Raw genomic sequence first — 11864 nt, forward strand, 5'->3', positions numbered from 1 at the left:
GCCGGATGCGCGCAGCGATTTTCAGGAACGGTGAGATTGTCGTCGGTCAGATGGCAGAGCCGAAACCCGGCCCCGGCCAGGTGCTGGTCAAGACACTCGCCTGCGGCATCTGCGGTTCCGACCTGCACGCGCGCCAGCACGCGCCGCGAATGGTCGAGATGGCAAAGAAGACCGGGCGCACGCCGATGGACCTGTCGCGCGATGTCGTGTTCGGCCACGAGTTCTGCTGCGAGATCGTCGACTACGGCCCCGGCACAACGCGCAAGCTCAAGCCGGGCACGCATGTGTGCTCGCTACCTGCGCTGCTGACGCCTGAGGGCATCAAGGGCATCGGCTATTCCAACGAGCTTGTCGGCGGCTATGCGGAGCACATGCTGCTCAGCGAGCCGCTGCTGCTGGAAGTGCCGAACGGACTTGCGCCGGAACACGCCGCATTGACCGAGCCGCTCGCGGTCGGCGTTCACGCGGTCGAAAAAGCCAGCATAAGCGGCGGCGAGGTGCCGCTGGTGATCGGTTGCGGCCCGGTCGGGCTTGCCGTGATCGCAGCGCTGAGGATCAAGGGCCTGCACCCGATCGTCGCCGCCGACTATTCGCCGGCGCGACGGGCGCTTGCCGCAAAGCTCGGTGCCGACATCGTCGTCGACCCCAAGGTGTCGCAGCCTTATGCGACCTGGGCCGAGCACGCGCAGATGTCGGAGGCCGAGAAGGCGGCGCGACCGCCGTTCCAGGCCATGCTGCCGGCGCTGAAGCCCGCGATCATCTTCGAATGTGTCGGCGTGCCCGGCCTGCTGCAGCAGGTGTTCGAGGGCGCCCCGCGCGATGCCAAGATCGTCGTGGTCGGCGTCTGCATGGAGAGCGACAGAAACGAGCCTATGCTCGGCATCATGAAGGAGCTCAACGTCCAGTACGTGCTCGGCTACACGCCGGAGGAGTTTGCGGCATCGCTGCGCCTGATCGCGGAAGGGCAGGTGGACGCCGCGGCAATGGTGACCGCTGAAGTCGGCATCGACGGCGTTGCAAAAGCGTTCGCTGATCTCGCCAATCCCGAGGCGCACACCAAGATCATCGTGCAGCCGTGGCGGTGAGGGCCTACACCGGCAGCGCGATCGAATATTTGACCTGGCTGAGCGCAAAGCTCGACTCGATCGAGGCGATGCCGTCGAGCCGGGTCAGTTTGGTCTTGAGGAACGTCTCGTAGGAGGCGAGGTCGGCGGCGACGACGCGCAACAGATAGTCGCGGTTGCCGGTCATGAGATAGCACTCCAGCACCTCGTCCCATTTCGAGATGGCGCGGGCAAAGCGATTGAGGTCCTCCTCCTTCTGCCGCGCCAGCTTGATCGAGATGAACACGCTGACATGCAGCCCCAGCGCCTTCTGGTCCACGGTCGCGATATAGCGCGAGATCACGCCGCGCTCCTCCAGCAGCTTGACCCGGCGATGGCAGGGCGAGACCGAGAGACCGACCTTGTCGGCGAGCTCCTGCATGGTCAGGCGGCTGTCATTCTGGAGATAGAAGAGGATCTTGCGGTCGATGACGTCGAGCTCGGGCATTGGAATAAAACCTGAATTTTTGGGTCGGTTATTGGTATGATATCCCAATATCTGCGGGTATGCCGCGAAAAATTGAGAAATCTGGCGTCGCCGGCAGGCGTATGATCCGCCTTATTTTCCGGAGCATCGCCATGCCCGTCGATTCCGCGCGTCTTGAAACCCTGACTGCAGTGGCCCGCAAGGCGCTGTGGCTGTCGTCTTGGACCATCCACCACGCCAATCACATCCGCTCGAACGCGGACGGCCTCAAGGTCGGCGGTCATCAGGCTTCTTCCGCCTCGCTCGCAACCATCATGTCGGCGCTGTACTTTCACGTGCTGCGCCCGGAGGACCGCGTCGCGGTGAAGCCGCATGCGAGCCCGGTGTTCCACGCCATCCAATATCTGTTCGGCCGGCAGAGCCGCGAGAAGCTGGAGAATTTCCGCGGCTTCAAGGGCGCACAGTCCTATCCCTCGCGGACCAAGGATGTCGACGACGTCGACTTCTCCACCGGCTCGGTCGGCCTCGGCGTTGCGCAGACGCTGTTCGCCTCGCTGGTGCAGGATTACGTCAAGGCGCATGGCTGGATGAAGGATCGCCGCGAAGGGCGGATGATCGCGCTGGTCGGCGATGCCGAGATGGACGAGGGCAACATCTTCGAAGCGCTCGCCGAGGGCTGGAAGCACGGCTTGCGCAACACCTGGTGGGTGGTCGACTACAACAGGCAGTCGCTCGATGCCGTCGTGCGCGAAGGTCTGTGGGAAAAGTTCGAGACCATGTTCCGCAATTTCGGCTGGGACGTGGTGATCGTGAAATACGGCCGCCTGATGCGCGAAGCTTTTGCCGAGCCCGGCGGCGAGGCGCTGAAGGCGTGGATCGACAATTGCCCGAACGCGCTCTACGCCGCGCTGTGCTTCCAGGGCGGTGCGGCCTTCCGCAAGCATCTGCACGATGAGATTGGCGACCAGGGCCCGATCACTGAACTGATCGACAAGCGCAGCGACGAGGATCTGCTGGCGCTGATGTCGAATCTCGGCGGCCACGACATGGCGAGCATGGTCGAGGCGTTCGAATCCATCGACCATGATCGCCCGGTCTGCTTCATCGCCTACACCATCAAGGGCGTCGGCCTGCCGTTCCAGGGCCACAAGGACAACCATGCCGGTCTGATGACGGTCGCGCAGATGGAGAAATATCGCGAGAGCCAGAACATCCGCCCCGGCCATGAATGGGACAAGTACGAGGGCCTCACGCAGAGCGCCGCCGAGCTCGACGCCTTCCTCGCACGCGTGCCGTTCAACCAGGACGGCCGCCGGCTGACCGCGCCCGTCGTCGAGGTGCCCACCCAGCTCGCCTTCAAGCCGTCGCCGCAAATGTCGACCCAGCAGGGTTTTGGCCTCGTGCTGAATGAGATCGCGCGCGGCGACAGCGAGCTGGCAAAACGCATCGTCACGACCTCGCCCGACGTCACCGTCTCGACCAATCTTGGCCCGTGGGTGAACCGGCGCGGCCTGTTCGCCAATGCCGCGAAGGCCGACTTATTCCGCAGCGAGAAAATTCCGTCCACCTACAATTGGGATGCCTCGCCCAAGGGCCAGCACCTCGAGCTCGGCATCGCCGAGATGAACCTGTTCATCATGCTTTCCGCGCTCGGCCTGTCGCACCAGATCAACGGCGCGCGGCTGCTGCCGGTCGGCACGCTCTACGATCCCTTCATCGAGCGCGGCCTCGATGCGCTGAACTATGCCTGCTACCAGGACGCGCGCTTCATGGTGGCGGCGACGCCGTCAGGCATCACGCTGGCACCGGAGGGCGGCGCGCACCAGTCGATCGCAACGCCCCTGATCGGCATGGCGCAGGATGGGCTCGCCTCGTTCGAGCCAGCCTTCGTCGACGAGCTCGCGGTCATCATGGGCTGGGGCTTCCAGCACATGCAGCGCGATCCGGGCGAGGGTGGCGCGGTTTATCTGCGCCTGTCGACACGTAGCATCGAGCAGGCGCAGCGCATCATGACGGGCGAACTGCAGCAAGGCATCACCGATGGCGCCTATTGGCTGCGCAAGCCGGGCCCCAATGCCGAACTCGTGATCGCCTATACCGGCGCAGTCGCGCCGGAGGCGATCGAGGCCACCGGCTTCATCGGTGAAGACAGGCGCGACATCGGCCTGCTCGCGATCACCTCGGCCGATCGCCTGCATGCGGGTTGGACCGCCGCGCGGAAATTGCGGCGCGACCGGCGCGGCGTGCAGCATCTCAGCCATATCGAACAATTACTGGCGCCGCTGCCACGCGACTGCGGCATCGTGACCGTGATCGACGGCCACCCATCCGCGCTCGGCTGGCTCGGCAGCGTCCGCGGCCATCGCGTCGAGGCGCTCGGCGTCGAGCAGTTCGGCCAGACCGGCACCATTGCCGATCTGTATCGCCACTATGGCATCGATGCCAACGCCATCATCGATGCGGCCGAAAGCCTCACCACCGGCGCACCGGTGCTGCATCGGAAGATGGCGGTGTAGGCCTTTGCCGTCGTCCTGGCGAAAGCCAGGACCCATACAGCCGCGGCAGCCGTTGTAGGCGACAGGCGGTAGACGCCTGAGCAAACCAACACGGTTCGGTGGTAATGGGTCCTGGCTTTCGCCAGGACGACATTGACTGCCACCTTGCCTCGTTCCCGCCATCGGCTCATATAACCTCCGTCCGCCGCAACGCTGGCCCCGCATATGGCGGGTTCAATTGCCGGCGCTTTCGTGCAAGGATGCCTGCCGAAACGCCCCCTAAGCCCCCAAGAAGAGGTTAACGATGGTCAATCGCATGCAATTCTACATCGACGGCGCCTGGGTCGATCCCGCCGTCAAGAAGTCCACTCCGGTCGTCAATCCCGCGACGGAAGAGGCGATGTACGAGGTTGCGCTGGGCTCCAAGGCTGACGTCGACAAGGCCGTTGCCGCCGCCAAGCGCGCCTTTGCAACGTTCTCCCAGACCAGCCGTGAGGAGCGCGTCGCGCTGCTTACCAAGGTGATCGAGGTCTACAAGACCCGCATCAAGGAGATCGGCGCCGCCGTCTCCGATGAGATGGGCGCCCCGCTGCCGATGGCGGAGAAGCTGCAGGCCGGCGCCGGTCTCGGCCATCTCATGACCACGCTCGACGTGCTCAAGAACTATCATTTCGAGGAGCCCGTCGGCACCGCCATGGTGCTGCGCGAGCCGATCGGTGTGGTCGGCATGATTACGCCCTGGAACTGGCCGCTCAACCAGATCGCCTGCAAGGTCGCGCCTGCGCTTGCCGCCGGCTGCACCATGATCCTGAAGCCGTCGGAGTTCACGCCGACCTCGGCTTTGATCTTTGCGGAAATCCTCCATGAAGCCGGCGTGCCGAAGGGCGTGTTCAATCTCGTCAACGGCCTCGGCCCCGAGGTCGGCGCCGCCATGAGCGAGCACCCCGACATCGACATGATCTCCTTCACCGGCTCGACCCGCGCCGGCATCGACGTGGCCAAGCGCGCTGCTCCCACCGTGAAGCGCGTCAGCCAGGAGCTCGGCGGCAAGTCGCCGAACGTCATCCTCGAAGGCGCCGACCTCACCAAGGCGGTGACCGGCGGCGTGATGCACATGTTCAACAACTCCGGCCAATCCTGCAACGCGCCCTCGCGCATGATCGTGCCGGCCTCGAAGATGAAGGAAGTCGCCGCGATCGCGAAGGCCGTCGCCGACAAGACCAAGGCGGGCGATCCGCGCGCCGATGGCACCACGATCGGCCCCGTGGTCAACCGCGGCCAGTGGGACAAGATCCAGGGCCTGATCAAGAAGGGCATCGACGAGGGCGCAACGCTCGTCGCCGGCGGCCCGGGCCTGCCCGAAGGCGTCAACAAGGGCTTCTATGTCCGCCCGACCATCTTCGCGGACGTCACGCCCGACATGACGATTGCGCGCGAAGAGATCTTCGGGCCGGTGCTGACTATCATCGGCGCCAAGGACGAGTCTGAGGCGGTGCAGATCGCCAACGATACGCCCTATGGCCTCGCCGGCTATGTCTCCGGCGCTTCGGTCGAGGACGCCAAGCGCGTCGGCCGCCAGATCCGCGCCGGCAACGTCAATCTGCAGGGCGTGCCCAACGACCGCACCGCGCCGTTCGGCGGCTACAAGCAGTCCGGCAACGGCCGCGAATGGGGCAAGTATGGCCTCGAGGATTTCCTCGAAGTGAAGGCGGTTGCTGGCTTCAACGCCGCGTAAGCGGCAGCGCCTGAACGAACAAAGCGCCGGAGCGGGCAACCGCTCCGGCGTTTTTTTTTGTGAAGCGCCTCGACAAAGCGAGGTGTCGTAGGGTGGGCAAAGGAGCGCAGCGACGTGCCCACGATTTCTCTCGATCGCGGAAGGCGCGTGGGCACGCTTTGCTTTGCCCACCCTACGGCACCGTCGCTTGCGGAGAATTTATCCCCCCACCGCGCCCTGCGTGTTCACATACAGCGCGTAGATCGACTGGCTGGCCGCCATGAACAGGCGGTTGCGCTTGACGCCGCCGAAGCAGAGATTGGCGCAGCGCTCGGGCAGGGCGATGCGGCCGATCATGACGCCGTCGGGTGCGAACACCACGACGCCGTCGAGCTCGGGATCGCCCATGCCCCAGCCGCACCAGAGATTACCGTCGATGTCGACGCGGAAACCGTCCGGCGTGCCGGGGCCGGCATCGACGAAGACGCGCTTGTTCGAAAGCTTGTCACCGGAAGGCGAGACGTCATAGGCGAGAATTTTGCGGGTCGGCACGCCGCGGGATTCGATGAGGTAGAGAATTTTCTCGTCCGGCGAGAAGGCGAGCCCGTTCGGCCCGAGCACACCCTCGGCGACGACGGTGGCTTTGCGGGTCTCCGGGTCGAGCCTGTAGACGTTCATGTCGATCTCGGGCTCGGACTTGTAGCCCTCGTAATTGCCGAGGATGCCGAAGATCGGATCAGTGAACCAGATCGAGCCGTCCGATTTAACAACGACATCGTTCGGCGAGTTCAACCGCTTGCCGTTGAATTGATCCATCAGCACGGTGATCTCGCCGTCATGCTCAGTGCGGGTGACGCGACGGCCGCCGTGCTCACAAGTAACCAGCCGGCCCTGGCGATCCCTGGTGTTGCCGTTGGCGAAATTCGAGGGTTTTCGGAAGTTTGAGACCGCACCGGTCTCCTCCTCCCATTTGATGATGCGCTGGTTCGGAATGTCGCTGCAGAGCAGATAGCGCCCGTCGCCGAACCAGACCGGTCCCTCGGCCCAGCGCAGGCCAGTCGCCAGCCGTTCCACGGCCGAAAGTTTCAACCAGTATTTTTCGAAGCGGGGATCGAGCGCATGAATGGCTGGATCGGGATAGTAGCTCGCCGGCCGCCAGCCTGACCGCTCCTGATTGTGGGACGATGCCTCATTCATGTCGGTTCTCTCGTTTCGTTCCCTCTGGACAATCCTGCTATCATTAGAGACACGTGACGGCAAATCGGTCACCAACGGCGAGGGACAACATGCCGCGTATTTTGATGACGGGAGCTTCGGGCGGGATCGGTACGCGCCTGCGCAAATTGCTGCCGCCGATCTATCCGGACCTTCTGCTCAGCGACATTCGCCCGCCCAAGGATTTGGAACCCAACGAGCAGTTCAAGGCGGCGGACCTTTCGGACCTCGCGCAATGCGAGGCGATCTGCGAAGGCGTCGACGGCATCATCCATTTCGGCGGCTATTCGGTCGAAGGTCCCTGGAACGACATTCTCCAGGCCAACATCATCGGAGGCTACAATCTGTTCGAGGCCGCCTATCGCAAGGGCGTCAAGCGCGTGGTGTTCGCCTCGTCCAACCACACCGTCGGCTTCTATCCGCGCCACCGCAGAATCGACACCGACGTCACCGTGCGCCCCGACGGACGCTACGGCGTCAGCAAGGTGTTCGGCGAAGCGGTCGGCGCGCTCTATGCGGACAAACACGGGCTGAAGGTCACCTGCATCCGCATCGGCAATTGCGACGAGAAGCCGCTCGACCACCGTCGCATTGCGATGTGGCTGATGCCGGAAGATCTCGTGCAGCTCTGCCGGATCGGCCTCGAACATCCCGACATCCATTTCGAAATCTTCTATGGCGTGTCGCTGAACGAGCGGGCCTGGTGGGACAATCATCGCGCCTACGAATTCGGCTATCGTCCCATCGGCCGCTCCGAGGATCACGTGGCTCATGCCATGGCCGAGCAGGCCAAGCTGAAGCCCGACCCGATCGGCGACCACTTCCAGGGCGGCGCGTTCTGCAGCAACGAATTCGATGGTGATGCAAGCCGGATCATCGATTGGAATAAGCGCTGACGCTTGACGCGAACATAGATGCGCTCCCTGCTTCGCTGCGCTCGCAATGACGCGTTGAGAGAGTGAATTCTGTCAGCGAGCATCTGACTCGCGAAGACCACCATTGATCTAGGTCAACGGTACTGCAGCCATTGTCTGGCTCTCGATTGGTGCGATCCCATTTCGAGAGCAACGACAAATGAAATTAAAGTTGTCGGTTGTCGCAATCCTCGCAACGACCGCGTCAGGACCGGCGCGAGGCGCACCGCTCAGCGACGCCGAAGCGACATTCCTTGATCAGCTCGTCACCGCATCGGTGGTGCTCGAACAACGTTGCGTCGGCTATGAGGTCGATGGCGTCGGCGCCGTTCAGCTAGGCGCACGGATGCTCGGCAACCCCAAGGCAGCGATGGCGATGATCGATGCCTACTCGGCGGCCATCAAGGCCCGCGACGGCGAGAGCTACGATCCCGTCAAATTCCGTCCTGAGGTGTCGGAGGCGGCTGGCAAAACGTTCAAGCGTGTCCGGGCGGATTTGATCAAGGACCCGAAGGCGGCCTGCGCCGGCTATGGCGATGCCGGCGTGGATCGCGGGCTGCTGCGACGGTACTGAAGGGGTGACACGCTCGACTGACGAAGTCTGCTTCTAGGCTTCACCCGCAAAACCCACGAAGGTCGTCGCTTCATCGACCGACTTGCGCTCGGAGATGACGGCATTGGCGGGAAAGCTGTGATCCGGCCAGCCCAACGCGATGCTTTTCATGATCACCTGATCATCCGCGATCCCCGCATGCTCGCGCACGACGGGCGATTGCATGATGCCCTGGCTGTTGATCACGGCGCCAAGCCCCCGCGACCAGGCCGCGTTGACGAGCGCTGTCGCCACGGCGCCACAGTCGAAGGCCGTATCGTCGCTGGAGGCCAGCTCGCGATCGTATGTGATGATTACACACACGGGCGCGTCGAACTGGCGAAAGCCGCGCAGGACCCAGTCTTGCCGCTGCTGCTTGTCATCTCGTGCAATTCCCATTGCGCTGAACAACTGCTTGGCAACGCCGATCTGGCGTTCGCGATGCACGCCCTCGAATGCCTGGCCGGTTCGAAACTCGCGCGAGTGCGGCACACCCGCCAGATTGCGCTCGGTGTTGCCCTGACGGATACGATCCAGCGGTGCTCCGGTGATGACGTAGAAATTCCACGGCTGGGTATTCATCGACGAAGGCGCGCGCATGGCCAGCGCCAGGATTTCCTTGATCAATTCCGGCGAGACTGGGTCGGGCTTGTAACCGCGAATGCTTCGCCGGCCGAGAATGACATCATCAAATTCCATCTTGCGGCATCCTGAAATTGGCTTGATGCCGCGTTCTCCCTCACGATTTTGATCATGTCCATAGCCTTTTGAAGAGCGGGCAGTACTCCGGCCCTTGGCGTGCGCCTCAGCCTTGCGCCTCCCCCGCAATCCGCGCCAGATAATCCGCCTTGCTGAACTGCATGTGATCCACGCAAAGCTGCGCCAGGGCCCAGCTGTCGCGGCCTTTCAACAGCTCGATCATCAACTCGTGCTGGCGTCGCGATAGCGCGAGGCCCTCGCGGTCGGCGAGGTTCTTGGCGCGCATCGGCAGCGTCAGGTTCATGTAGTCCTGGAGCGAGCGCACCAGATAAGGATTGCCGCAGGCGGCAAAAAGCGCGACGTGGAAGGCGTCGTTGGCTTCGTGGATGCCGCGCAGGTCGCTTATATCGGCCTTCGCGCAGTAGTCGCGTTGCAGGGCGGTGAGTTCGTCGATCAGGTCTTTTTGCGCGGGCAGGGGGATCATCAGTGCGGCCTGCCGCGTCAGCATCTCCCTGACTTCGTAGATCTGCCGGACCTCGTCGGCCGAATAGAACCGCACGGTGGCGCCGACATTCTTCTCGCGGCGGACGATGCCGCGGCGCTCCGCATCCACCAGCGCCTGCCGCACAAAATGGCGCGAGGTGCCGTAAGCCGACATCAGCGCGTCCTCGGTCAGTCGCGCGCCCGGCGCGAGGCGGCCGAAGATGATGTCCTCTTCCAGCCGCGCGACGACGTCGTCAGGATCGTCGCGCCTGACAGGCATGGCATCTGCGGTGCGAATGTCGGACATGCCCTCGGCCTCCGGCGTCTGCCGGTCCGCCCTAGGGAGCAGGGAAGGGGCAGATTGTCAATAATCTGACTGTTTGGCGGTGCGCCAGTCCAGAAATAGCGAAGTATACGCCTGTCTTATTGACAATCAGGGGGCAGGCTGTAGCACAATGACCGGCGAGAAGGAGCGGCAGGATGACGAGTGGGTTGCGCAAGGGTCTGACGAGCTATGGCGATGCCGGCTTCTCGCTGTTCCTGCGCAAGGCGTTCATCAAGGCCATGGGCTATTCCGACGACGCGCTGGAGCGTCCGATCGTCGGCATCACCAATACCTATAGCGACTACAATCCCTGTCACGGCAACGTTCCGCAGATCATCGAGGCCGCAAAGCGCGGCGTGATGCTGTCGGGCGCGATGCCGTTCGTGTTCCCGACCATCTCGATCGCCGAGAGCTTCGCGCATCCGACCTCGATGTACCTGCGCAATCTGATGGCGATGGATACCGAGGAGATGATCCGGGCCCAGCCGATGGATTCGGTGATCGTGATCGGCGGCTGCGACAAGACGCTGCCGGCGCAGGTGATGGCCGCGATCAGCGCCGATTTACCGACCGTCGTCATTCCCGTCGGACCCATGGTGGTCGGCCATCACAAGGGCGAGGTGCTGGGCGCCTGCACCGATTGCCGCCGTCTGTGGGCCAAGTATCGCGCCGGCGAAATGGATGACGCCGAGATCGAGGCGGTAAACGGCCGTCTCGCGCCGTCCGTCGGCACCTGCATGGTGATGGGCACGGCTTCGACCATGGCCTGCATGATCGAAGCCATGGGCCTGTCGCTGCCGATGAGCGCGACGATTCCGGCGCCGCATGCCGAGCGTTTCCGTCTTGCAGAGGCGAGCGGTCGGGTCGCGGCGGAGATGGCCAAGACCAAGGGGCCGAAGCCGAGCGAGCTCTTGACGCCGGCGTCATTCAAGAACGCGCAGGTCGTGCTGCAGGCGATCGGCGGCTCGACCAACGGCCTGATCCATCTGACCGCGATGGCGCATCGCTCGCCGCATCGGCTCGATCTCGAAGTGTTCGACCAGATCGGCCGCGAGGTGCCTGTGCTGGTCGATCTCAAGCCGTCGGGCGAGCACTATATGGAGCACTTCCACCACGCCGGCGGTGTGCCGAAACTGCTGGCCCAGCTCGGCGATCTCGTCGACCTCGATGCGAAGACGATATCGGGCCAGACGCTGCGCGATGTCGTCGCCAATGCAGAGGATGTCCCGGGCCAGGACGCGATCCGCTCGCGCGACAATCCGATCAAGAAGGAAGGCGGCCTCGCCATCCTGCACGGCAACCTCGCGCCGCGCGGCGCCGTCATCAAGCAATCGGCTGCGAGCCCGAAGCTGCTGCAGCATACGGGGCGCGCGGTGGTGTTCGAATCCGTCGAGGACATGACGCTGCGGGTGGATGATCCCGAGCTCGACGTCACGGCCGATGACGTGTTGGTGCTGCGCAATGCCGGCCCCAAGGGCGCGCCTGGCATGCCCGAGGCCGGCTATCTGCCGATCCCGAAGAAGCTCGCGCGCGGCGGCACCAAGGACATGGTGCGCATTTCCGATGCGCGCATGAGCGGCACGGCGTTCGGCACCATCGTTCTCCACATCACGCCGGAATCCGCCGTCGGCGGGCCGCTGGCGCTGGTGAAGAACGGCGACATGATCAGCCTCGATGTGGCCAAGCGCAGCATCGAGCTCTTGGTTGATGCTGCCGAGCTGGAGCGCCGCCGTGCCCAATTGAAGCCGGCCGCGGCGCCTGATGAGGCACGCCGAGGCTATGCCTGGCTGTTCAACGAGACCATCATGCAGGCCGACGAGGGCTGCGACTTCGACTTCATGCAGAGGACTGGGAAGAAGACTGAGTAAGGGCTGATCAACACTTGAACGAGCGCCGA

General features: G+C 63.7%; 10 protein-coding genes. 6 read left to right on the top strand and 4 right to left on the bottom strand.

All coding sequences use genetic code 11. From position 1 onward, the window contains the following. Positions 1 to 5: 5 nt before the first annotated feature. Positions 6 to 1085, top strand: coding sequence for a zinc-binding dehydrogenase (locus L6639_RS21530; protein WP_237863628.1), 1080 nt, complete (start codon positions 6 to 8; stop codon positions 1083 to 1085). 4 nt (positions 1086 to 1089) lie between these two features. Here L6639_RS21530 and L6639_RS21535 read toward each other — a convergent pair whose 3' ends face one another. Next, positions 1090 to 1551: an Lrp/AsnC family transcriptional regulator gene (locus L6639_RS21535; RefSeq protein WP_237863629.1), complete on the bottom strand. Its 462-nt coding sequence runs from the start codon at positions 1549 to 1551 to the stop codon at positions 1090 to 1092. Positions 1552 to 1682: 131 nt separating this feature from the next. Here L6639_RS21535 and L6639_RS21540 point away from each other — a divergent pair, with 131 nt between their 5' ends. Together L6639_RS21540 and L6639_RS21545 are read left to right on the top strand one after the other, a co-directional pair. Then, entirely contained in the window at positions 1683 to 4046 is a 2364-nt protein-coding gene (locus L6639_RS21540; protein WP_237863630.1) for a transketolase, read from the top strand. Between the two features lie 283 nt (positions 4047 to 4329). Continuing rightward, positions 4330 to 5760 carry an aldehyde dehydrogenase family protein gene (locus L6639_RS21545; RefSeq protein WP_237863631.1) on the top strand — a complete coding sequence of 477 codons (1431 nt, stop codon included), beginning with the start codon at positions 4330 to 4332 and terminating at the stop codon, positions 5758 to 5760. A gap of 198 nt (positions 5761 to 5958) precedes the next feature. On the opposite strand, the gene L6639_RS21550 is transcribed toward L6639_RS21545, so the two are convergent. Beyond that, positions 5959 to 6936, bottom strand: a complete 978-nt coding sequence (locus L6639_RS21550) for an SMP-30/gluconolactonase/LRE family protein (protein WP_237863632.1) — start codon at positions 6934 to 6936, stop codon at positions 5959 to 5961. 89 nt (positions 6937 to 7025) lie between these two features. Between L6639_RS21550 and L6639_RS21555 the strand changes: the two genes are divergently transcribed. Both L6639_RS21555 and L6639_RS21560 read left to right on the top strand, forming a co-directional pair. Then, positions 7026 to 7850, top strand: a complete 825-nt coding sequence (locus L6639_RS21555) for an NAD-dependent epimerase/dehydratase family protein (protein WP_237863633.1) — start codon at positions 7026 to 7028, stop codon at positions 7848 to 7850. Positions 7851 to 8028: 178 nt separating this feature from the next. Beyond that, a complete protein-coding gene (locus tag L6639_RS21560) occupies positions 8029 to 8442 on the top strand; it encodes a hypothetical protein (protein ID WP_237863634.1) in 414 nt (137 codons plus the stop codon). Positions 8443 to 8475: 33 nt separating this feature from the next. On the opposite strand, the gene L6639_RS21565 is transcribed toward L6639_RS21560, so the two are convergent. Further along, positions 8476 to 9159: a nitroreductase gene (locus tag L6639_RS21565; RefSeq protein WP_237863887.1), complete on the bottom strand. Its 684-nt coding sequence runs from the start codon at positions 9157 to 9159 to the stop codon at positions 8476 to 8478. Between the two features lie 106 nt (positions 9160 to 9265). Next, positions 9266 to 9949 carry a GntR family transcriptional regulator gene (locus tag L6639_RS21570; RefSeq protein WP_237863635.1) on the bottom strand — a complete coding sequence of 228 codons (684 nt, stop codon included), beginning with the start codon at positions 9947 to 9949 and terminating at the stop codon, positions 9266 to 9268. Between the two features lie 173 nt (positions 9950 to 10122). Between L6639_RS21570 and L6639_RS21575 the strand changes: the two genes are divergently transcribed. Further along, the gene (locus tag L6639_RS21575) at positions 10123 to 11835 is read left to right on the top strand and encodes an IlvD/Edd family dehydratase (protein ID WP_237863636.1); all 1713 of its coding nucleotides are present in this window, start codon (positions 10123 to 10125) and stop codon (positions 11833 to 11835) included. Positions 11836 to 11864 lie beyond the last annotated feature (29 nt).

The organism is Bradyrhizobium zhengyangense (genome assembly GCF_022012555.1).
In the GTDB taxonomy this organism is placed as follows: Bacteria; Pseudomonadota; Alphaproteobacteria; order Rhizobiales; family Xanthobacteraceae; genus Bradyrhizobium; species Bradyrhizobium zhengyangense.

Coding starts and splice junctions, on each gene's coding strand:
- L6639_RS21530 (WP_237863628.1), top strand. CDS start 6: ATGCGCGCAGCGATTTTCAGGAACGGTGAGATTGTCGTCGGTCAGATG.
- L6639_RS21565 (WP_237863887.1), bottom strand. CDS start 9,159: ATGGAATTTGATGATGTCATTCTCGGCCGGCGAAGCATTCGCGGTTAC.
- L6639_RS21560 (WP_237863634.1), top strand. CDS start 8,029: ATGAAATTAAAGTTGTCGGTTGTCGCAATCCTCGCAACGACCGCGTCA.
- L6639_RS21535 (WP_237863629.1), bottom strand. CDS start 1,551: ATGCCCGAGCTCGACGTCATCGACCGCAAGATCCTCTTCTATCTCCAG.
- L6639_RS21540 (WP_237863630.1), top strand. CDS start 1,683: ATGCCCGTCGATTCCGCGCGTCTTGAAACCCTGACTGCAGTGGCCCGC.
- L6639_RS21570 (WP_237863635.1), bottom strand. CDS start 9,949: ATGTCCGACATTCGCACCGCAGATGCCATGCCTGTCAGGCGCGACGAT.
- L6639_RS21545 (WP_237863631.1), top strand. CDS start 4,330: ATGGTCAATCGCATGCAATTCTACATCGACGGCGCCTGGGTCGATCCC.
- L6639_RS21575 (WP_237863636.1), top strand. CDS start 10,123: ATGACGAGTGGGTTGCGCAAGGGTCTGACGAGCTATGGCGATGCCGGC.
- L6639_RS21555 (WP_237863633.1), top strand. CDS start 7,026: ATGCCGCGTATTTTGATGACGGGAGCTTCGGGCGGGATCGGTACGCGC.
- L6639_RS21550 (WP_237863632.1), bottom strand. CDS start 6,936: ATGAATGAGGCATCGTCCCACAATCAGGAGCGGTCAGGCTGGCGGCCG.